This is a genomic window from Flavobacterium microcysteis (assembly GCF_006385255.1).
Lineage (GTDB): Bacteria > Bacteroidota > Bacteroidia > Flavobacteriales > Flavobacteriaceae > Flavobacterium > Flavobacterium microcysteis.
Genome location: NZ_VFJE01000050.1, coordinates 257,657 through 278,838 on the forward strand (window position 1 = coordinate 257,657; position 21,182 = coordinate 278,838).

The 21,182-nt window shown below is 38.0% G+C and carries 19 protein-coding genes; 4 read left to right on the forward strand and 15 right to left on the reverse strand.

Translation table 11 applies throughout. The features are described 5' to 3' along the window. Window positions 1-23: 23 nt before the first annotated feature. The 10 genes from FJA49_RS03900 to FJA49_RS03945 form a co-directional block, all read right to left on the reverse strand. Window positions 24-683, reverse strand: coding sequence for a 3-oxoacid CoA-transferase subunit B (locus FJA49_RS03900; RefSeq protein ID WP_139999058.1), 660 nt, complete (start codon window positions 681-683; stop codon window positions 24-26). Window positions 684-685: 2 nt separating this feature from the next. Then, window positions 686-1,387 carry a CoA transferase subunit A gene (locus tag FJA49_RS03905; RefSeq protein WP_139999060.1) on the reverse strand — a complete coding sequence of 234 codons (702 nt, stop codon included), beginning with the start codon at window positions 1,385-1,387 and terminating at the stop codon, window positions 686-688. A gap of 62 nt (window positions 1,388-1,449) precedes the next feature. Then, complete coding sequence (locus FJA49_RS03910) at window positions 1,450-3,765, reverse strand: penicillin-binding protein 1A (protein WP_139999062.1); 2,316 nt, start codon at window positions 3,763-3,765, stop codon at window positions 1,450-1,452. A gap of 5 nt (window positions 3,766-3,770) precedes the next feature. After that, window positions 3,771-4,256 carry a gliding motility lipoprotein GldH gene (locus FJA49_RS03915; protein WP_139999064.1) on the reverse strand — a complete coding sequence of 162 codons (486 nt, stop codon included), beginning with the start codon at window positions 4,254-4,256 and terminating at the stop codon, window positions 3,771-3,773. After that, on the reverse strand, window positions 4,240-5,550 hold the full coding sequence (locus FJA49_RS03920; RefSeq protein WP_139999066.1) for a PSP1 domain-containing protein: 1,311 nt from the start codon (window positions 5,548-5,550) through the stop codon (window positions 4,240-4,242). The genes FJA49_RS03915 and FJA49_RS03920 overlap by 17 nt, the downstream gene beginning before the upstream one ends. Before the next feature lie 179 nt (window positions 5,551-5,729). Further along, a complete protein-coding gene (gene trhO / locus FJA49_RS03925) occupies window positions 5,730-7,109 on the reverse strand; it encodes an oxygen-dependent tRNA uridine(34) hydroxylase TrhO (protein ID WP_139999068.1) in 1,380 nt (459 codons plus the stop codon). Between the two features lie 184 nt (window positions 7,110-7,293). Further along, on the reverse strand, window positions 7,294-7,704 hold the full coding sequence (locus tag FJA49_RS03930; protein ID WP_139999070.1) for a BrxA/BrxB family bacilliredoxin: 411 nt from the start codon (window positions 7,702-7,704) through the stop codon (window positions 7,294-7,296). 100 nt (window positions 7,705-7,804) lie between these two features. Continuing rightward, window positions 7,805-8,947, reverse strand: coding sequence for a lycopene cyclase family protein (locus FJA49_RS03935; protein ID WP_139999072.1), 1,143 nt, complete (start codon window positions 8,945-8,947; stop codon window positions 7,805-7,807). Window positions 8,948-8,968: 21 nt separating this feature from the next. Beyond that, on the reverse strand, window positions 8,969-9,427 hold the full coding sequence (locus FJA49_RS03940) for a thioredoxin family protein (RefSeq protein ID WP_139999074.1): 459 nt from the start codon (window positions 9,425-9,427) through the stop codon (window positions 8,969-8,971). 2 nt (window positions 9,428-9,429) lie between these two features. Then, window positions 9,430-11,691 (reverse strand): TonB-dependent receptor, encoded by a 2,262-nt coding sequence (locus FJA49_RS03945; RefSeq protein WP_139999076.1) that lies wholly within the window; start codon window positions 11,689-11,691, stop codon window positions 9,430-9,432. Between the two features lie 86 nt (window positions 11,692-11,777). Here FJA49_RS03945 and FJA49_RS03950 point away from each other — a divergent pair, with 86 nt between their 5' ends. Beyond that, window positions 11,778-13,649 (forward strand): Nramp family divalent metal transporter, encoded by a 1,872-nt coding sequence (locus FJA49_RS03950; protein WP_139999078.1) that lies wholly within the window; start codon window positions 11,778-11,780, stop codon window positions 13,647-13,649. Window positions 13,650-13,677: 28 nt separating this feature from the next. After that, a complete protein-coding gene (locus FJA49_RS03955) occupies window positions 13,678-14,331 on the forward strand; it encodes a metal-dependent transcriptional regulator (RefSeq protein ID WP_139999080.1) in 654 nt (217 codons plus the stop codon). Here the strand turns inward: FJA49_RS03955 and FJA49_RS03960 are convergent. The 3 genes from FJA49_RS03960 to FJA49_RS03970 are packed head-to-tail and all read right to left on the reverse strand — an operon-like array spanning window position 14,328 to window position 16,982. Then, entirely contained in the window at window positions 14,328-14,453 is a 126-nt protein-coding gene (locus FJA49_RS03960) for a FeoB-associated Cys-rich membrane protein (RefSeq protein WP_082482145.1), read from the reverse strand. The two genes, FJA49_RS03955 and FJA49_RS03960, sit on opposite strands and share 4 nt — an antisense overlap. 58 nt (window positions 14,454-14,511) lie before the next feature. After that, a complete protein-coding gene (gene feoB / locus FJA49_RS03965; RefSeq protein ID WP_139999082.1) occupies window positions 14,512-16,749 on the reverse strand; it encodes a ferrous iron transport protein B in 2,238 nt (745 codons plus the stop codon). Further along, window positions 16,746-16,982: a FeoA family protein gene (locus FJA49_RS03970; RefSeq protein WP_139999084.1), complete on the reverse strand. Its 237-nt coding sequence runs from the start codon at window positions 16,980-16,982 to the stop codon at window positions 16,746-16,748. The genes feoB and FJA49_RS03970 overlap by 4 nt, the downstream gene beginning before the upstream one ends. Window positions 16,983-17,209: 227 nt before the next feature. Between FJA49_RS03970 and FJA49_RS03975 the strand changes: the two genes are divergently transcribed. Continuing rightward, on the forward strand, window positions 17,210-17,647 hold the full coding sequence (locus FJA49_RS03975; protein WP_139999086.1) for a YMGG-like glycine zipper-containing protein: 438 nt from the start codon (window positions 17,210-17,212) through the stop codon (window positions 17,645-17,647). Between the two features lie 43 nt (window positions 17,648-17,690). Here the strand turns inward: FJA49_RS03975 and FJA49_RS03980 are convergent, their stop codons facing one another. Beyond that, window positions 17,691-18,365, reverse strand: coding sequence for an SCO family protein (locus FJA49_RS03980; protein ID WP_139999088.1), 675 nt, complete (start codon window positions 18,363-18,365; stop codon window positions 17,691-17,693). Between the two features lie 121 nt (window positions 18,366-18,486). Between FJA49_RS03980 and FJA49_RS03985 the strand changes: the two genes are divergently transcribed. Next, on the forward strand, window positions 18,487-20,544 hold the full coding sequence (locus FJA49_RS03985; RefSeq protein WP_139999090.1) for a M13 family metallopeptidase: 2,058 nt from the start codon (window positions 18,487-18,489) through the stop codon (window positions 20,542-20,544). Window positions 20,545-20,580: 36 nt separating this feature from the next. Here FJA49_RS03985 and FJA49_RS03990 read toward each other — a convergent pair whose 3' ends face one another. Continuing rightward, window positions 20,581-21,171, reverse strand: a complete 591-nt coding sequence (locus FJA49_RS03990; RefSeq protein WP_139999092.1) for a hypothetical protein — start codon at window positions 21,169-21,171, stop codon at window positions 20,581-20,583. Window positions 21,172-21,182 lie beyond the last annotated feature (11 nt).

The window sequence follows — 21,182 nt, forward strand, 5'->3', positions numbered from 1 at the left end:
ACTTGTGGCTTTCGTTTTTTATATTAGTTGATAACCATTTCCGGAATAGTTCCTTCGATTATCAGGTTGCCTTCAGTGGCTTTTTTAATATCTTCTACAGAAACGCCTGGAGCTCTTTCCAAAAGTTTGAATCCTTCAGGAACAATTTCCAGAACGGCCAATTCAGTTACTACTTTTTTCACGCATCCAACGCCTGTCAAAGGAAGAGAACATCTTTTTAAAAGTTTTGATTCTCCCGCTTTGTTTACGTGCATCATGGCAACGATAATGTTTTCAGCAGAAGCTACCAAATCCATAGCGCCACCCATGCCTTTTACCATTTTTCCTGGAATTTTCCAGTTGGCAATGTCACCGTTTTCAGAAACTTCCATAGCACCAAGAATGGTCAGGTCTACTTTTTGGCTTCGTATCATTCCGAAACTGAATGCGGAATCAAAAAAACTAGCTCCCGGAAGTGTCGTGATAGTTTGTTTTCCTGCGTTGATGACATCAGCATCTTCTTCTCCTTCAAAAGGGAAAGGTCCCATGCCTAATACTCCATTTTCGCTTTGGAATTCTACTGAAATATCTTCACGAACATAATTGGCAACCAAAGTTGGGATACCGATTCCAAGGTTGACGAAATATTTATCTTTTACTTCTTTGGCGATTCTTTTTGCAATATCTTCTTTAGTAAGTGCCATAATTAGTTTTTTTGTCTGACAGTTCGTTGTTCAATTCTCTTCTCAAATTTTTCACCTTGAAAAATGCGTTGTACCATAATTCCAGGAATATGAATCTGGTTTGGATCCAGCACTCCGGCAGGAACTAATTCTTCCACTTCGGCAATGGTAATTTTAGCAGCACCAGCCATACAAGCGTTAAAATTTCTAGCTGTTCCTTTAAAGATGAGATTGCCTGCTTCATCGCCTTTCCATGCTTTCACGATAGAAAAATCTGCTTTGAAAGCTTCTTCCATGATGTGCATTTTTCCGTTGAATTCACGTGCTTCTTTACCTTCTGCAACTTCAGTACCATAACCGGCTGGCGTGAAGAAGGCAGGAATTCCGGCTTGTGCAGCACGACATTTTTCTGCCAATGTTCCTTGTGGAGTCAGTTCTACTTCCAGTTCACCTGAAAGCATCTGGCGTTCAAATTCTGCATTTTCTCCTACATAAGAAGAAATCATTTTTTTTATCTGGCGCTTTTGAAGCAATAAACCTAATCCGAAATCATCGACTCCGGCATTGTTTGAGATACAGGTCAGGTCAGTCACCTCAAGTTTTACTAATTCTGCGATGCTGTTCTCTGGAATTCCGCACAGACCAAAACCACCAAGCATAATGGTCTGCCCATTTTGAATATCTTTCAGTGCATCAGAAACAGATGCTACTTTTTTATTAATCATATAAAGAATGTTTGTTTTGGAGGATAAATATATAAAAAAACGCCTTAAAAAAGGCGTTTCTATTAAAAATCAAATTCGGAGGTGTTTTGTTCTTCCAAATCGACATTTGTAGTGTCTTTTACGGCTGGTTTCCAACAATCTACTTTTATGGATAGGTTGGCCGGTCTTTCAAACGGCTCTTTAGAAACGGTCAGTTCTTTGTCTGCATAACACTTCTTCATGAATAATCCCCAAATAGGAAGTGCCATAACGGCTCCTTGCCCGTAAGTGATGCTCTTGAAGTGAGCAGAACGGTCTTCGTTTCCAACCCATACACCCGTTGCCAGGTTCGGAACCATACCAACAAACCATCCGTCGGATTGATTTTGAGTAGTTCCTGTTTTTCCGGCAATCGGATTTCTAAGTACATATGGATAACCAGTCATCATTTCATAACCAAAACCACCACCGTCTGTTCTTAAACGCCCTCCCGAACCAGATTCGGTAACACCTTCAAGAAGCTTGATAACAGCATAGGCAATGTCTTTGTTCAATACATCATGAGATTCTGGTACTGATTCATACAGCACCACACCGTTTTTATCTTCGATTCTCGTGATTACCTGAGGTTTGATATAAACACCCTGGTTGGCGAAAGTACTATAAGCTGCCACCATATCTTCTACAGTGATTTCTACGGCTCCTAAGGCGATAGAAGGCTGTGAAGGTATGTCTGACTTAACACCTAATTTTTTAACAAGGTCAATTACCGCATCCGGGCCTACCTTGTCAATCAATTTGGCTGAAACAGTATTGATGGATTGTGCTAACGCATATTTCAACGTTACCATTCCTTTATAAGTTCCGTTAGAGTTTCGTGGTGTCCATGTTTCGGTTACATTATGTCTGCCTTTTGGAATGGTATATGGCGCATCGATAATAGAATCGCATGGAGAATAACCCTGCTGTTCGATTGCCGCAGCATACACAAATGGCTTAAAGGTAGAACCTACTTGTCTGGCACCTTGTCCTACGTGATCGTATTGGAAATGTTTGTAATTGATACCGCCAACCCAAGCTTTTACAAAACCTGTTTTTGGCTCCATAGCCATAACTCCGGTTTGAAGGAAGTGCTTGTAGTATCGGATGGAATCGTTAGGTGTCATGATAGTATCACGCTCGCCTTTCCATGAAAATACGGTCATGTCTGTTTTGACACTGAATGATTTTATGATTTCGCTTTCGCTTTTTCCCTGATTGCTCATCTGTCTCCAACGCTCTGAAGCTCTTCGGGCACGGTCCATTAGTCTTTCCGTTTCTGCATCTGATAATTTAATAAAAGGCGCATTCTTATTGGTTTTAGCCTGTTTGAAAAATTCTTTTTGCAGATTCGTCAAATGCGCATCAACAGCTTCCTCGGCATATTTCTGCATTCTTGAATCGATTGTCGTATAGATTTTCAGACCATCGCGATAAATGTCGTATTCTGTTCCGTCTTTTTTAGGATTGTTTTTTACCCATGTTTTCATGAAATCACGCAGGTATTCTCTGAAATAAGTCGCAATCCCTTCGTTATGGCTTTCCGGATGGTAGTCCAATACCATAGGTTTTTTGGATAAAGATTCTTTTGCTGCTTCTTCCAAAAAGTTGTTTTTTACCATCTGTCCTAAAACCGTATTTCTTCTTTTGAAGACCAGTTCTTTTCTTTTCTCTTTGATAGGATTGAAAAGTGAAGGGTTTTTAAGCATTCCTACCAAAACTGCCGCTTCTTCAATTTTTAAGTCACGAGGTTCTTTTCCGAAATATACTTTAGCCGCAGAACGGATTCCGACAGCATTATTGACGAAATCGGCTTTATTAAAGTACATGGCAATAATTTCTTGTTTGGTATACTGTCTTTCCAAACGAGTAGCGATAATCCATTCTTTAACCTTTTGAATCATCCTGAATGGCAAGAATCGGGAGCCTTCTTTGTGGAAAAGCATTTTTGCTAATTGTTGGGTGATTGTACTTGCTCCACCACTTGTTCCTAAGCTTGTTACGGCTCTTAAAGTTCCTCTTGCGTCGATTCCTGAGTGGTCGTAAAAACGCTCATCTTCTGTAGCTACCAAGGCATCAACCAAATGTTTTGGAAGATCAGAGTATTTTATAGCGGTTCTGTTTTCGTTATAAAACTTTCCGATAGTTTCTCCATCAGAAGAAATGATTTCGGTAGCCAGATTGGATTCTGGATTTTCAAGGTCTTCAAAGGAAGGCATAGATCCAAATAGTCCCCATGAAGCAAATAAGAAAATCAGGAAAACTCCTCCTATAGTGTATAGGAATATTCTCCAGAACTTCTTGTTGTAGTAAGCCGCGTCCTTAACTTGTTGTGTATTGTTCTTTTTTTTAGTTGCCATAACTGCTAATCTAATTTTTCTATTCTAAAGCCGACTTCTGTTATTCCTGCCAATGACTCTACTCCATTTACTTTTCCTGTCTGGCGGAGCGCCTGCATGATGCCAATTTTATAGTCTCCTATAGATTTGAATTTGTATTTTTCTTTAAAATAAAGCTTGCTTTCTTTCACATCAGAAAAACCATCGCCCAATAAGGTTCCGTCCGGATTGGCCATTTGGTATTCAAGCGTATCGACTTTGGTTAATCCGCCTGGTGCTTCCATAGCAACAATTAGAAAGATATTGTTGAAAGGGAAGTCGTTATTAGAACGCAGGTTTACAAACAAGTTATAGGCTTTCGTGGTGTCCTGGTTGTTATAAGTAAATGACGCAATGCTGTCTTTGTGCCATTCTTTTCCAACTGACTTATATTGGTCGAAAACCCTTTTCTTGTCGCAGGAAACCAAAAGTATTGCTGCAAAAACAAATAGTAAGCTATTTTTTAGGCTCATTTTTTGGACGGTTGTTATTGTTGTTTTTGTTTTCCGGTTTCTTATCGTTTGCAGGTTTTTGTGGCCTATTTTTTTGATTATTCCGGTTATTATTTTTATTCGGATTTGCGTTCGGATTTTTGTTTTCGGTTACAGGTTTTTCTGTAGCAGGACTGTCTGCCGTTGCTGCCTGCTTGCGTTTTTTCGGCCTTTTCTTTTTCTTTGGCTGATCAAAACGAGTCAGGCTTTCCTGACCTACAGCATTGTTGAAATCCTTTTCTGGTTCCTCTGTTACTTCTAGTACATAGTCTTCTAACGAAGAAACTTTCTTTTTCTGTTTGTTTTCTGCAATAATTTCATTGACCTGCTCTACCTTAAGAACGTGCCAGTTTGCAAAATTATTGGTATAGGCAAACCACATAAGGCCTTTGAAAATATCTTGTTTTTGGCAAACGGCATCCCCTTTTTCGGTTATCAATTTGATGTCGAAGTCAGGAAAATGCTGCAAAGCGTCCATATAAGTGTCCAGCTCATAATTAAGACAGCATTTTAATTTTCCGCACTGTCCTGCCAATTTTTGCGGATTTAACGACAGTTGCTGGTATCTTGCCGCTGAGGTATTGACACTTCTGAAATCGGTTAGCCAAGTGGAACAGCATAGTTCTCTACCGCAAGATCCGATTCCGCCTAAACGGGCTGCTTCCTGTCGGAAACCTACTTGTTTCATTTCAATTCTTGTGCTGAATTCTCTGGCAAAATCTTTAATCAGCTGTCTAAAATCTACACGATCATTAGCAGTATAGTAAAAAGTAGCTTTTGAACCATCGCCTTGAAACTCGATATCAGAAATTTTCATTTCCAATTTTAGGGCAATAGCTATTTCGCGCGCTCTGACTTTCATCGGTTCTTCCTTGGCACGAGCTTCAGACCAGATGTCGATATCCTTTTGGGTTGCTTTGCGATAAATCTTAAGAATCTCATTACTCGTAGGGTTTACCGACTTTTTCTTCATTTGTATCTTTACCAATTCTCCGGTCAGGGTTACAATTCCAACATCGTGTCCGGGAGAAGATTCTGTTGCCACAATATCTCCCATACTAAGCGAAAGTTTTTCAGAATTTCTGTAGAATTCCTTTCTTCCATTTTTAAAACGTATCTCTACGCAGTCAAACTGAGTCTCTCCGTTTGGAAGGCTCATATTTGACAGCCAGTCAAATACGGTTAATTTGTTGCAGCTATCGGTGCCGCAAGTCCCTTTATTTTGACAGCCTTTTGGCGCACTGCCATCAGACGTTGAACAACTGGTACAAGCCATAATTTTATATAGATGTCACGATTAACGCAACTTAAAATTCGTAAAATGATTTTGTGCGTAAAGATAGTATTTTTAGTTTTAATGATACAAAGCCTGTAATTTGTTGCCATTCAGCAGAAAAACAAAAACCTATTGCAGAATCCCGCAATAGGTTTAACGTAAATAAAACAGAAATATTTTTAGTCCAGGACTTTATAAAGCTTGTCAGAAAGGCGAATTCTGAAAGGAAGAGATAATGTTATTTTATCTCCAGGTTTTGCAGTCGTTCCTTCTGCACCATCGACAAACATTTTAGTTATCTGTAATTCCTGGTTTCCGGTTGAAGGACCGGAAATGATAATTTTGTCACCAATTTTCAATTCGTCCTTTTCGATCAAAAATTGCCCGATTTCAGATTTTACAAAATAGTGTTCCGCTTTTCCAATCAGTGCTTTCTTTGTTTTGATTTTTTGTCGGATGTCTTTTGGTTTAACCGCTTCAAGAGTATCGATGCTTGCTTTTGCTAAAGGAGTATCAGACAATTCTCCGGAATGCTTGAATTTTAATTTTTCAGACTTTCCTTTTCTGAAAATCATATTTCCATTTTTGACACCGCGACGCAATTTTACTTGATCTGCCAATGACATATGGATGATTTCCTGACATTCTGTAGAACAGCAGTTTTCCATGACGGCTTTACACTCATCACATTGGATGAATAATAAATGACAGCCTTCATTTTCGCAATTGGTATGATTGTCACACGGTTTTCCGCATTGGTGGCATTGTGAAATGATATCATCAGTAATTCGTTCGCCTAATCGGTGGTCAAAAACGAAATTCTTTCCGATGAATTTGCTTTCTATATTTTCTTCCTTGATCTGCTTGGCATAATTAATAATACCGCCCTCGAGCTGGAAGACATTTTTAAATCCTTGGTGTTTGAAATAAGCGGAAGCTTTTTCACAGCGAATTCCTCCGGTACAGTACATCACCAGATTTTTATCTTCTTTATAGTCTTTTAATTGTTCGTTGATTATTGGCAATGATTCGCGGAATGTTTCTACGTCAGGTGTGATAGCACCTTTGAAATGTCCAATTTCACTTTCGTAGTGATTTCTAAAATCAACAACAATAGTATTCGGATCTTCTAAAATTTGATTGAATTCTTTCGCTTTTAGGTGTATGCCAATATTGGTTACGTCAAAAGTGTCATCGTTTAATCCGTCAGCTACAATCTTATCACGTACTTTAACGGTCAATTTCAAGAAAGAATGGTCGTCCTGCTCTACTGCTACATTCAGGCGTATGTTTTTCATGAAATCATATTTTTCTAATGTTTCACGAAAAGCTTCCAGATTTTCTGCAGGAACAGACATCTGGGCATTGATTCCTTCTTTGGCTACATAAGTTCGGCCAAGGGCATCAAGCTCGTTCCAGGCTATAAATAAATCGTCGCGAAATTTTTTCGGGTCTTCAATTTTGGCATACGCATAGAATGACAGCGTGAGTCGCTGTTTGCCGGCCTCGTCAATAAGTGCCGCTCTTTCTTCTGCGCTTAAAGTGTTATACAGTTGCATGCTATAAACGTTTTAAGTTGAGAGAATTATGTCGATTTTTTAAATCTGGGGCAAAAATAGGACTTTTATCCTAGAATCGAAAATGACAATTGTCATGTTTTTGGAATCCTTTTTTAAAAACAGAACCCTTTCAGAGTTTTAAACTCTGAAAGGGTTGGTTTGATATAAAGATGTTTAAAATCTTTTAGCAGAATTCTGTGTAAGCATCTTTTAGGTTCTCAGCAATCATTTCAGCTGGACGGCCTTCGATGTGGTGACGCTCCAACATGTGAACTAATTCACCATCTTTGAAAAGTGCCATACTAGGAGAAGAAGGAGGGAAAGGGAACATAAATCCACGTGCTGCATCTACAGCGTCCTTATCAACTCCAGCAAAAACAGTTACTAAGTGGTCTGGTTTTTTAGCACCATCCAAGCTCATTTTTGCACCCGGACGAGCATTTCTTGCAGCACATCCGCAAACTGAGTTTACAACAACCAAAGTGGTACCTGGTTTTGCAATTGCGTTTTCAACTGCACCGGCACTATATAATTCTTCAAAACCTGCGTCAGCCAATTCAGCACGCATTGGTTTTACCATTTCTTCTGGATACATAACTTCTGTTAGTTTAAAGTTTAAGAATACAAAGTTACGAAGTTTTGAGGTGCTGTAAAAAAATAGAGTATAAAGATTTGTTATAGTTTCATAAGCGGTTTTATATTCTGATTCTTTTTACCAATGCCTGAAGAAAAGGTATTTTTGGGCATTTGGAAATTACACGGATGTCTTCAATGAAGGAAGTTTCTTCATCCAGAAATTTAAAAATAAGAGCCGGATTTCCTTTTCGAAACATGGAGGAAAAGATTTGGCTTCCGATATGGTTTTTCCTGTCCAGGATATCCAATAACAGCAAGTCATAAAACCAAAACCTGGTCTTTTTATGGAACTTTCTGAAATCATTTTCAGTTAACAGAAAAGCAATCAGTTCTTTTGATTTTTTTGAGGCATTTCTAAAAGTATAACCGGTACTCGCTTTTGTCCATCCGCCGGCACTTCCTATATTCACTACGTTTTTAGTATTTTTTTTCCAAAAAGGATAACAAGTCATTGGAATTGCGCCCTGTTCTTTCTCAATCAATTCGTAATTTGTAATTCCTAATTTTTTGAAATAGTCTCGAATTTCGTTTTCGTATTCCTTTTCAGGAAGCAGTTCTTTTGAAAATAAGGTGTATTCTACCAAGGCTTCCGTTTTTGAAAAAGGCAGCACATACATAAATCGGGTATTTCCTTTTTGGGTTACAGAAAAATCCATAAAAGTGGCCTTTTCAGAATCGAAAACAGGTTCTTTAGTTTTGATTTTCCATCCAATAAAATGCTGCTGCAAGTAGGGATATTCTTTTTGCGCAACAATTTCCTGTGGATTTAAAATACTATTGAAAAGCTTATCACAGGAATATTTTTCTGTTTCCGTTTCAACCAAAACCCCGTCATTTTCTTCTGTAAAATGGGTGATTTTTTGAGAGAGGAACTCAATATTTTGTTCGTTTGAAATTACTTCAAAAATAGGGTTGTAAAAATCCAGCCCCTGTATCATTTTGTATTGATAGGGACTTAGATGTAAATCACGTGTAAAATTGATATCCGAAAATAGGGCCGTATTCCATTTTTTGTACACCAAATGTTCGTAATCCCCATTCGGCTTTTCCCAAAAGCACCAGGTACGGTCGTTGTTTTTTTTCGAATCAGCATCCAAAAGAAGGATTTTCTTTTCTTTGAATTTTCCTGAAAGTACCATCTGGTAGACAGTCATCAAAGCAGACAGTCCCGATCCCGCAAAAATGTAGTGGTACTTTTTCATATTCCAAAAATAGCGAATATTTTATCGGATTTTACCCAGAACCTGAAGCAGGTCTTTTGCATTCATATACGATTGAAGCTGTGCGGCTATGGAATAATCCGGATTCAGGATAGCAATTGTCGGATAAGTCGTGTTTCCATTTTTTTCAGCCAAAGCCGTAGCCAATTCATGAACGCCTGAATTGTTTCCTTTTGGCTTGAATTTAAAGACCGTTTTATTAAAAAAGACATCCTTTTTGTTTTCTGCATCAAAAGAAATAAAATAAAAATTCCGGTTCAGGGTTGCTATGATTTCTTTGTTTTTAAAAGTAGTGTTTTCCATCATCTTACAGAATTTGCACCAATCCGTATGCATAAAAATAACATACGGCTTGGGAGTGTCTGCGGCTAGTTTTTCTGCTTCTTCAAAAGTATGCGTTTTGAGTTGGGCAAAAGTTGGGACTGCCGTTATTAATGTTAGTATGAGAAACCACTTTTTCATAATTATTTCAAAGTATATCGCACTCCAAAAAAGCTTCGGATGCCTTGATTTGGGCCATAAACATAACTTGGGTCAAAAGTCAGCGCATACGGATTGTCTGGTGTAGGCAGGACATTTCCTTGCGGGCCGTATTGTACATTTTTATCAAAAGGATCGTTCGCTCTTGCAATGATAAAAGGATTCCCCTTGTTTGGTGTCCAGTTCAGTAAGTTTTTGATACCCATATAAATTTCGACATCTTTTATTTTATTATAAGTGAATTGAATGTTCTGTATGCTCCATGTTGGCGAATATTCTTTTCTCGGATCCAGTTCTCCAAGCAATGGCAAACGCATCGGGCCATACACATTTCCAGTATAGTCAATATCGAGAAACAATTTTGGAATTCGATAGGAAATCGCCCAGGTTCCTGAAAACTTTTCAGTCAGGATTTGTCTTGTCTTGATGTCGTTTTCGGTTTTGGAAACATCCATATAGGTGGCTCCAAGAATAAATTTTAATCCGTTTTGGAAAACGATGTCTATGTTGGTACTAACTCCAGTAGTTACGGCATGCCCGTCTAGGTTTTTATAAATAATCTTGTTTGGGTCAGTATCATAATCTGGCAGGATAGAATTCGTAAAATAAGTATACCAGGCTGCTGTTTCAAGACCAATATAAGTACCGTTTTCAGTATAGATTTTCTTCAGGTAATTGATGTTGGCATTATACGATTTTTCCGGTTTTAATTCTTCTGCAAGAACAACTTCTCTAGATCCGGTCAAGGCGGCGTGTTCTTCCGTAAACAGATTCACGACCCTGAATCCTGTTCCGGCATTCAAACGAATAATATCATTATCGGTTGCCTTGAATTTATAAGCAAAACGAGGTGTGAAAATAGAACCGTGGTCGCTATTATAATCATATCGTGCGCCAAGCAAGATGCTGTGCTTGTCATTGAATTTGATTTCGTCCTGTGCAAAAACACTCGGAATCCAGGTTTTGTCGGCAGTTGAAGTAGCCGGTGTATTATCGTTGTAAAACTGATATCTGACAGCGGTTCCAAAAAGTAAATCGTGACCGGATATTTTTTTATCCCAGGTCAGTTGCCCAAATCCGATTCGCTGTTGGGCCATATAGGGCGTGTTTCCATATACAGAGTTTTGATCATGGTCTGTATACGAAAATGAAAACAGCATTTTTTCTTCAATAGGAAGTTCATAGGCTCCTAGCAGCTCATATCTTTTGGTGTAAATACTCTCGCCATAAACTTCATCTCCACCACGGTATTTTTTCTCCCATTGCATTTCACCGCCCCAACGGTCTTCATAAAAATAACGGCCGGCAAGTGAAAATAATTTGTTGCTTTTCCTGCCCAGATTCCACTTTTGAAAGACAGAAATACGATGCTGTAGTGTGACATCTGTAAAATTATCATGGTTGTTGTCTATTGGATTGCTGTAATTGAAATAGTTGACACCTAATAAAACAGAAGAATTTTGGCCGATATTACCTTTGAATCCTGCATCTATGTTGACTTCTCCCCAGGAATTGCTAAAGCCGTCGATTGAAAATCGTGGAGCATTGGATGGGCTTTTGGTAATGATGTTAATTAGTCCGCCAACAGCTTCGCTTCCGTATAAGGATGATGCAGGACCTTTTACGATTTCAATTCGTTCTAATAACGAATTCGGGATTCCGGATAATCCGTAAACTGTAGATAATCCGCTAACGATAGGCATTCCGTCAATTAAAACCAAAGTATAAGGTCCTTCCAATCCGTTGATATGGATATCGCCGGTGTTACAGATATTGCAGTTTAGCTGAGGACGTACTCCATTTACATTTTGCAATGCTTCAAAAATATTTGCTGTTGGGTTTTTCTTGAAATAAGAAGGCTTGTATACTTCTACAGGAACGGGACTTTCCAAACGACTGACTGGTTTTAAAGTACCGCTGATAACAACTTCTTCCAAAGAATTTTTGTCATTTTCTAATTCAGCATTTATGGTCAGAGTTTCGTCTTTTTTAATCGTAATGTTTTTTCTCATGGTTTTGCTGCCTACATAAGCCATTTGAATTTTGTAATTCCCAGCAGGAATGTTTTCAATAGTATAATGACCTAAGCTATCTGTGGAAGTACCAAAATTTGTCCCTAAGATTTTAATATCGGCATCGGCAATTGAAATTCCTTCTGAAGTAATTTTTCCGGAAAGAGCACCTTTTTCTTGTGCGTAAAAGTTTTGAAACGAAAAGATTAATAGGAGTAAAATTATATTTTTCATTTAAGTCAAATTATTTTTAGACAAAACTAAAAATTATATTTTACTAAGCAAATAAAATAATTATATTTGTATCAATAATTGTTTGTATGGGTAAATCACTTGAAGAAGTACACGGGTCAGTTGCTACCCAAAACAAAAAATCGGCATTTAGAAGAGTGCTGGCTTTTTTGGGTCCGGCCTATCTGATTAGTGTTGGATATATGGATCCGGGAAACTGGGCGACAGATATAGCTGGAGGAAGCCAGTTTGGTTATACGCTTTTATGGGTACTTCTGATGAGCAATATTATGGCGCTGCTTTTGCAAAGCTTGAGTGCCCGACTTGGAATTGTGACGCAGCGAGATTTGGCTCAGGCGTCTCGAGAAACCTATTCTCCTTTTATCAATTATATTCTTTACTTTTTAGCGGAGATTGCTATTGCGGCCTGCGACCTTGCAGAAGTATTGGGAATGGCAATCGGGATTAATCTCTTATTTGATATTCCTTTGATTGAAGGTGTATTGATTACGGTTTTGGATACTTTTCTGCTGTTATTCCTTATCAATAAAGGCATTCGGAAAATGGAAGCTTTTATTATTGCCTTGGTAGCGATAATAGGTTTTTCTTTTGTGTTTGAAATGGTATTTGCCGAACCGGAACTTGATAAAGTCGTATTAGGACTGATTCCATCCATACCTAATGAAGCAGCATTGTATATCGCCATTGGTATTATTGGTGCGACTGTAATGCCCCATAACTTGTATCTGCATTCTTCGCTGGTACAGACTAGAAAGTTCGATAGGACGGAAAAGGGCATCAAACAGGCTTTGAAATACAACCTTATCGATTCAACGATAGCATTAAATCTGGCTTTTTTCGTGAATGCGGCTATTTTGATTTTGGCGGCAGCAACATTCTATCGTAATGGGATGTTTCATGTGGCAGAGATTCAGGATGCACATCAGTTTTTACAACCGCTTTTGGGAACAAAATGGGCACCAATTCTTTTTGCTGTTGCCTTAATTGCGGCAGGACAAAGCTCTACGATTACTGGAACGTTAGCCGGACAGATTGTTATGGAAGGTTACCTGAACTTAAGAATACAGCCATGGGTACGTAGAATAATTACAAGATTAATCGCCATAGTGCCTGCTGTTATTGTCATTATGATTTATGGCGAGCAGGTTACCGGAAAACTTTTGATTTTCAGCCAGGTAATTTTGAGCCTCCAATTGGGATTTGCTATTATTCCGCTGATCCACTTTGTAAGCGACAAGTCAAAGATGAAAGGTTTCCATATTGGAAAAATTACCCAAGTAGCGGCCTGGATTATCGCAACGACCATTGTTTCGCTTAACGCAAAATTAGTGTATGATGAGATTAGCGGATGGATAGAAAATGCGGAGAATCCCTTGGTTCTTTGGCTGACGGTTGTTCCTTTGGCAATTGGGTTTCTGGCTTTGCTTTTATATATTGTTTTTAAACCTTTTATAGCCAAGGCAAAAGCCAAAAATTACAACCATTCACCGCATAACCTGACTCTTAAATTTTCAGAAAAGGCAACCTATAATAAAAAGGATATTGCTATTTCTGTCGATTTTTCCGAAGCAGATGAGAACGCCATAAACAGTGCTTTTGAACTGGGTGGAATTGAAGCAAAGTATACATTAATTCATGTGGTGGAAACGGTTGGAGCCATGATGTATGGTGAAAATATCCAGGACCATGAAACAACAATTGATGAAAAACTCCTGAACGAATATAAAGAAATGCTGATTCAAAAAGGTTTCAATGTCGAGATTCAATTGGGATTTGGCAAACCGGGCAAAGTGATTCCGAAAATCGTAAATGCAGGAAGTTTTGATATTTTGGTGATGGGTACGCATGGACATACCGGTTTCAAGGATTTGCTTTTTGGAACTACTGTTGATAAATTGCGCCATCAAATATCGATTCCGTTATTTATTGTCAAGAAGTAGGTTACCTTTACATTTTAAATATTTTGCAATGACTTTTTCAGAAGAAAACTACCTAAAAACAATCTATCATCTTACAACAGCTTCAGACTCTGAAGTTAGTACAAATGCTATTGCCGAAAAGATGGAGACTAAAGCCTCTTCGGTTACAGATATGTTGAAAAAACTTGCTGATAAAGGCCTAGTCAATTATAAAAAATATCAGGGCGTTTCTTTGACTGAAGAAGGGAAGTTAGCTGCAAAAATGATTGTGAGAAAGCACCGCCTTTGGGAAGTTTTTCTAGTGGAAAAGCTAGGTTTTTCATGGGATGAGGTTCATGATATAGCCGAACAGCTGGAACACATCAAGTCAGAAAAATTGATCAATAAACTGGATGATTTTTTAGACAACCCTACAGAAGACCCACATGGCGACCCTATACCGGATAGAGAAGGAAGGATTGTAAAAATAGAAAAACAGCTGCTTTCGGAATTGTCAGAAAACCAATTTGGAATTTGTGTTGGTGTAAAAGATACGTCTTCGGAATTTTTAAAATATCTTGATAAACAAGAAATTGCTTTGGGATCAAAAATAGAGTTTCTATCCAAAGAAAGTTTCGATTTGTCTTTGCGAATAAAGGTGAACGGAAAAGAACTTACTATCTCCAATAAAATTGCAAGCAATCTTTTTGTCAAGTTGGTTTAGTGGCATCCGCAATCATCATTGCCACAATTTCCTGCCTTCTTCTTTTTCCAAAAGAATTTCTTGACAAGAAAAGCAAAAGCTCCTGCCACAAGTAGGTATGCTATGATTTCCTGTATATTCATATCACAAAGTTAAAAATTAAACTCTTTGGCTTTTGCCAAGGAAATGATAAACACTGCCTTATTTCAAAATTTGATAGACAATTAACGAAACGGTATAGGCAAATGTGCTCATAAAAACCAGCTGTATAACAGGCCATTTCCAGGAGTTGGTTTCTTTCTTTGTAATTGCAAGCGTACTGATACACTGCATCGCAAAAGCATAAAAAAGTAACAGCGATATTCCCGTCGCAAAATTGAAGATTTTATCACCCGTAACCGGATTAACTTCGGCTTCCATTCGGCTTTTTATGGTTGCTTCTTCTTCGCTGTCCACACTATAGATTGAAGCCAGCGTACCAATAAATACTTCTCTTGCTGCAAAGGAAGTAATAACCGCAATACCAATTTTCCAGTCATAACCCAAAGGTCTGATGACAGGTTCTATGCCTTTTCCTAAAACGCCTATAAAGGATTTTTCGAGCTTAAAACTGGAAATTTCCTGATTTTCTACTTTTTCAAAAAGTTCTATTTTTTTGGCAGCTATGGAATCAGCGATGTCCTGGCTATTAATCTTATAAATGTTTTTCGCAACGCTGTCTTGCAAGGCTGTATAATGTTCTGAAAGCGTGTTGTCGATATAATTTTGGTTGAATCGCGTTAGTCCTTGCTTCTGGATTCTTTCTTTGACAATAGTTTCTGCATTTGCATATTCGTGAGACATACCGTGAGATCCGAGGAACCAAAGGATTATCGAAATGGCAAGGATAATTTTTCCAGCTCCAACCACAAAAGATTTTGTTTTTTCGATTACGTTGATGGCCACATTTTTGAATAATGGCAACCTGTAATTAGGCATCTCAATAACGAAATAAGACTTGGATTTTATCTTTAATATTTTGTTTAGGATGTAGGCAGAAAATATAGCCATAAAAAAACCTAAAAGATACAAGGCCATTAAGGTCAGTCCTTGCAGGTTCAAAATGCCAAGAATTCTTTTATCGGGAATAATCAGGGCAATCAGAATAGCATATACAGGTAGTCTTGCAGAACAAGTTGTGAAAGGAGTAATTAGTATGGTTATCAGTCGCTCTTTCCAGTTTTCAATATTTCTCGATGCCATGATGGCAGGAATCGCACAGGCTGTTCCTGAAATCAATGGCACCACACTTTTTCCACTAAGTCCAAACCTTCTCATGATCTTATCCATAAGGAAAACCACACGGCTCATATAGCCGCTTTCTTCCAATACAGAAATAAAAAGGAATAGAAAGGCAATTTGCGGTATAAAAATCACAACCCCACCAATTCCCGGTATGATTCCTTCCGAAACAAGATCGGTTAGCAAGCCAGGCGGAAGATGTTCTTTTGAAAGACTGGCCAGTTTGGCAAAACTTTCGTCAATAAAATCCATCGGGATACTTGACCAAGAAAAAACCGACTGGAAAATTAGCATCAGAATGGCAAAGAAGATAACGTATCCAAAAACTTTGTGCATCAGGATTCGGTCGAGCGTTGCCCTCACACCTTTAGCTTTGGATGAATCGATTGTATATCCAACTTTGAGAACATCATTGATAAACTGGTATCGTTTGATAGTCTCTTTCTGTTGCATTTTTTTTAGTTCGGAATTGGATTTTGCAAAAGATTTTTCAGCAATTTCTTTTCGTTCCAATTCTCCGAAGTTTACATCTTGCGTAATGACAAGCCATAATTTATAAAGCAGTTCTTTTGGAAAAGCATGGCGAAGCTTGTCAAAATAATCAACATCAATACTCGATGCATTCAGGCAAGGTTCTGTAGATAACGTTTTATAATCAGCTATGAGGTGTTTCAAATTGTCAATGCCGATGTTTTTTCTAGAACTTATAAGCGCTATCTTGGTTTTTAATTGCTCTTCAAGATAAGGAATGTCAAGACTGATTCCTTTATAATCCATCCGATCCGACATATTTATAGCCAGGATTGTAGGGATTTCCAAATCTTTTATCTGTGTAAAAAGAAGCAGATTTCGTTTAAGGTTTTCTACTTCGGTAACAACAACGGCAACATCAGGATAATTAGCATCGTTTTTATTAAGCAGCAGTTCAATCACCACATTCTCGTCAATAGAACTGGCATTTAAGCTGTAGGTTCCTGGCAAGTCAAGAATGGTGGCTTTCAGGTTTTCGGTCAGCTTGCTAAAGCCGATTTTCTTTTCAACCGTTATTCCGGGATAATTACCAACCTGCTGCTTCAATCCTGTAAGTTGGTTAAAGACAGAAGTTTTTCCGGTATTTGGATTGCCTATAAGGGCGACTTTAAGATTTTTATGACTCATAGAGCTTCATTCACGACTTCAACAGTTATAGCAAGGGCAGTTTCTTTGCGAATGGCAACATGACTGTCATTGACATCAATATATAGTGGGTCGCCAAGAGGAGCAATCTGCAATAGCTCTACAAAATTGCCGGGAAGACATCCCATTTCAAGCAATTTTAAAGGAATCGTGTCGATATTAACGTCGAGTATCAGTGCCTTCTGACCGATTTTGAGCTGTGCTAAAGTTTTCAAGCCTTATTTAGATTCAATTTAGATTACAAAAATAGGAATTATTATTGAAGTAGGCTTGTTAAATAAAAAAATGCCGTAAAACATCAGTAATTACAGCGTTTTTTTGGATTAAATAAGGTCTTTTTTTAGAAAATATTGCATTTAAGTTTTATAAAATTATAGTGCAATCCTATAAAATTACTCAGTTTTATAAGCTTAATTTTATAGCATAATCAAAAATAAAAGTCATGAAAAAGCTAATGTATGCCGCATTTATAGTTATTATTTTCTCAGCCTGTAAAGATACGGCCAGTGAAAATGCAATGTTAAAGCAACAGCGTGAGATCGATTCTATGAAAGTGGTAATGAAAGAAAAAGAAGAAGCACTGGCCAAACAAAGAACAATCGATTCTATGAATGCTGTGGTAGCCGCAGCTGAGGCTAAGGCCGCTCAGGCTTCAGCGAATAAGACTGCTGCACCCGCAACTGCTGCACAGAAGAAAAAAGGATGGAGCAATACGGCGAAAGGAGCTGTGATTGGAGCCGGAGCCGGAGCGATTACCGGAGCAGCCGTTTCTAAGAAAAAAGGCGAAGGTGCTATTATCGGCGGTTTGGCTGGAGCTGCTGTAGGTGCCGGAACGGGAGCCATTATTGATGATAGCAAAAAGAAAAAAGAAAAACAATAACCTTTGGGATTACTAAAAAGAGAGGCATTAAGCCTCTCTTTTTTTATTCTGATTTTTCAGTGGACAAAAAATTAATGTCTTCCAGAAGTCTTTGCACTTCTTCAGGTTTGGTACCGTCATAAAATCCCCTGATTCGTCTTTTTGCATCTACCAAGACAAAATTTTCAGTATGTACCATGTCATATAATTCGCTGGAATCTGTAGTTTTTACTGCCAGATATGATTTTCGGGCAATATAATAGATGTCTTTTTTATCGCCGGTAACCAGGTTCCATTTGCTGTCTATTACTCCTTTTTTAATGGCATATGCTTTTAATACTTCAGGCGTATCAATGTCAGGCATTACAGTATGGGAAAGCAGCATTACTTTAGGATTGTCCTTGATCTGCTCTTGAAGCCAGGCCATATTTTCGCCCATCGGTACGCAGATGGACGGACAAGTCGTAAAGAAAAAGTCAGCTACATAAATCTTTCCTTCATAATCTTTCTGAGTTATCGTTTTGCCGTTTTGGTTGGTAAACGAAAAATCATCAATGGTATGGTATTTTTTTACATACTGCACGGTAGTGTCTACCATTTCAGGATTGACATCAGCAGGATTATAAATCTTGAGTGTCTTTTGCGGTTTTAATGCAAAATAGAAAAGTGTAATAATAGTCGCTGATAATAAGAAAAGGACAAGAAAGAAAATTCTATATTTTTTAAAAAAGGTAAGCATCGTGAAGAAATTTTTGCGAAATTACAAAAGAAAGCATCATGCAGATTTTATTTTAACAGTTATATAAGTCGATGCAAATAGTTTACTTTTTAAATTTGTGCAACACAAACAGAGTTTTTATATGAAAATAATTTCGAATAAGGGTATGCTGTCCTTTACGGCCATGATTTTAGCCGCAATTTCGGCAAATGCTCAGGAAAAATCACAGCATCCTGGGATTGAAATCCAGTACATGGATTTGTCAGTAAGACCCAATGACGACTTCTTTAAATTTGTTAACGGAAAATGGGTAAAGGATACAGAGATTCCTGCCGACAGAACTCGTTGGGGAAGTTTTGACGAACTTCGTCAGAGAACAGATGAAGATGCGTTAGCTATCCTTAAGAAAGCTGCAGCAGATAAAAAGCTGGACCCTAAATCGGATCAGGCTAAGGCTGTAAATCTTTACAAGTCCATTATGGACACGGTAACAAGAAACAAACAAGGTATTGCTCCTCTGAAACCGTATTTGGCAAAAATCAATGCAGTTAAAAATGTAAAAGACCTTCAGGCCTTGATGATCGAAATGGAGCCAACAGGTGGCGTTGGATTTACAGGAGCCGGAGTAGGAACTGATGCTAAAAACAGTAACAGAAATGTAGTGACTGTTGGTTTGGGAAGCTTAGGTCTTCCAGACAGAGACTATTATGTTTCTGATGAAGCCGATTCTAAAGAAAAAAGAGAAAAATACGAGTTGCACGTTGCAAGAATGTTGCAATATCTTGGCGAAAAACCAGAAGAAGCAAAGAAAAATGCGGCAAAGATTTTAGCATTGGAAATTGCAATGGCTAAGCCACGTTTGGACAGAGTGGAGAGAAGAGACAGAAGAAAGACGTACAATCCGATGGCTATTGCTGATTTGCAGAAACTGACTCCTTCTATTAACTGGAATACGTACCTGACAGGAATCGGACTTCCAAAATTGGATTCGGTTATCGTATCTCAGCCAAAATACATGACTTCTTTAGAAGAAATCTTCAAACAAAATAAAGTTGAGGATTGGAAAGAATACATGAAATGGACTTTGCTCAACAGAGCTACAGGAACACTTTCTACAGAAATCGAAACAGCAAACTGGGAATTCTATGGAAAAACGTTGACAGGAGCAATCAAACAAAGACCTCGTGACGAAAGAGCACTGCAAACTGTAAACGGAACAATTGGTGAAGCTTTAGGAAAACTATACGTTGCAGAAAAATTCCCGCCAGAAGCTAAAGCCAAAGCGGAATTGATGATCAAAAATATCTTTTTGGCTTTTGAAAACAGAATCAACAGATTGCCTTGGATGACAAAAGCAACAAAAGCCAGTGCCATTGAAAAATTACACAAGTCAAGAATCAAAATTGGATATCCTGACAAATGGAAAGATTATTCTACATTGACAATTGTTGCTCCTGAAAAAGGAGGAACTTATTTTGAAAACATGAAAAATGTAGCTCGTTGGAACTATAAAGATGACATCGAGAAATTAAACAAGCCGGTTGATAAAGACGAATGGTTTATGTCTCCTCAGACTGTAAACGCATATTACAACCCTTCATATAATGAAATCGTTTTCCCGGCTGCTATCCTACAACCGCCATTCTATGATTACAAAGCAGATGAAGCTGTTAATTATGGAGGAATCGGAGCTGTAATTGGACATGAGATTTCACACGGATTTGACGATTCAGGATCTCGATATAATGCTGATGGAAACTTGGTAAACTGGTGGTCTGATGAAGACTTGAAGCAGTTTACAGGATTGGGCGGTGCTTTGGCAGACCAATACAGTGCTTTGCAGCCGCTACCTGGAATTTATGTTGACGGTAAATTTACCTTAGGTGAAAACATCGGAGATTTAGGTGGTGTAAATGCAGCTTATGATGGTTTGCAATTGTACTTAAAAGCAAATGGACGTCCTGGATTGATTGATGGATATACTCCAGAACAGCGTTTCTTTATTTCATGGGCGACTATTTGGAGAACCAAAGCTCGTGATGAAGCGATTAAGAATCAGGTAAAAACAGATCCGCATTCGCCAGGAATGTACAGAGCTTATGTACCACTTCAAAATGTGGACGCATTCTATGAAGCATTCAAAATCAAAAAAGGAGACGGAATGTATGTAGAACCAGACAAGAGAGTTAAAATCTGGTAATAAACTTAAAAATCCCAAGTGTGAACTTGGGATTTTTTATTTTTTAAACTTTTCCTGACTTTTCTTCAATATGTTTTTTACGTCTTCTTTCGATTCAAAATTTATACGTGTCGTATCCCACTCAACTTCATAGGGTAGGTAGGCCAAATTGTGGGTTTTATGGTAAAGAACAATTTCTTCCTCTAAAGTTGTCCTACGGACAAGAAATTTTGGGATTCTTTTTTTTGCAAAAGCAGACAGCATTTTTTCTAAAATGGGCGATTTTACAGTATCGGTATAGGACGCAACAGAAATAATTTGAAATGTTTTCCGACTAAAATTTAAGTCAATAAATTCTTCAATACTTGCTGCGGGTAACTGTATTATATCTCTTGTGTCTAAGCCAATGAATATTGGACGATTATCTTTAGGAGGAGCGCATGCTGCCAAACAAGAATAATTTTCATAAAAGTAAACTTTGTTTGTATCAGCAAGAATAAAATTGGCAGTTCCATAATGGCCATACTCAATTTTAGAAGATAAATTTTGTATGCTGTCTCTTTTTGAAATAATATAGGCTTCTTTTTCGTTTTGTTTAAGAGGCAATTTATCATTACAGCTAATGATAAAAAGGACTAATCCTGACATTAGAAAAACAA

Bases quoted from the DNA above. Each gene is read 5' to 3' on its own strand.
- FJA49_RS03930 (WP_139999070.1), bottom strand. From the start codon at position 7,704: ATGTATCCAGAAGAAATGGTAAAACCAATGCGTGCTGAATTGGCTGAC.
- FJA49_RS03955 (WP_139999080.1), top strand. From the start codon at position 13,678: ATGACTTTTTCAGAAGAAAACTACCTAAAAACAATCTATCATCTTACA.
- FJA49_RS03920 (WP_139999066.1), bottom strand. From the start codon at position 5,550: ATGGCTTGTACCAGTTGTTCAACGTCTGATGGCAGTGCGCCAAAAGGC.
- trhO (WP_139999068.1), bottom strand. From the start codon at position 7,109: ATGCAACTGTATAACACTTTAAGCGCAGAAGAAAGAGCGGCACTTATT.
- FJA49_RS03960 (WP_082482145.1), bottom strand. From the start codon at position 14,453: ATGAATATACAGGAAATCATAGCATACCTACTTGTGGCAGGAGCTTTT.
- FJA49_RS03980 (WP_139999088.1), bottom strand. From the start codon at position 18,365: ATGCTTACCTTTTTTAAAAAATATAGAATTTTCTTTCTTGTCCTTTTC.
- FJA49_RS03910 (WP_139999062.1), bottom strand. From the start codon at position 3,765: ATGGCAACTAAAAAAAAGAACAATACACAACAAGTTAAGGACGCGGCT.
- FJA49_RS03905 (WP_139999060.1), bottom strand. From the start codon at position 1,387: ATGATTAATAAAAAAGTAGCATCTGTTTCTGATGCACTGAAAGATATT.
- FJA49_RS03940 (WP_139999074.1), bottom strand. From the start codon at position 9,427: ATGAAAAAGTGGTTTCTCATACTAACATTAATAACGGCAGTCCCAACT.
- FJA49_RS03915 (WP_139999064.1), bottom strand. From the start codon at position 4,256: ATGAGCCTAAAAAATAGCTTACTATTTGTTTTTGCAGCAATACTTTTG.
- feoB (WP_139999082.1), bottom strand. From the start codon at position 16,749: ATGAGTCATAAAAATCTTAAAGTCGCCCTTATAGGCAATCCAAATACC.
- FJA49_RS03990 (WP_139999092.1), bottom strand. From the start codon at position 21,171: ATGTCAGGATTAGTCCTTTTTATCATTAGCTGTAATGATAAATTGCCT.
- FJA49_RS03975 (WP_139999086.1), top strand. From the start codon at position 17,210: ATGAAAAAGCTAATGTATGCCGCATTTATAGTTATTATTTTCTCAGCC.
- FJA49_RS03950 (WP_139999078.1), top strand. From the start codon at position 11,778: ATGGGTAAATCACTTGAAGAAGTACACGGGTCAGTTGCTACCCAAAAC.
- FJA49_RS03985 (WP_139999090.1), top strand. From the start codon at position 18,487: ATGAAAATAATTTCGAATAAGGGTATGCTGTCCTTTACGGCCATGATT.
- FJA49_RS03945 (WP_139999076.1), bottom strand. From the start codon at position 11,691: ATGAAAAATATAATTTTACTCCTATTAATCTTTTCGTTTCAAAACTTT.
- FJA49_RS03900 (WP_139999058.1), bottom strand. From the start codon at position 683: ATGGCACTTACTAAAGAAGATATTGCAAAAAGAATCGCCAAAGAAGTA.
- FJA49_RS03935 (WP_139999072.1), bottom strand. From the start codon at position 8,947: ATGAAAAAGTACCACTACATTTTTGCGGGATCGGGACTGTCTGCTTTG.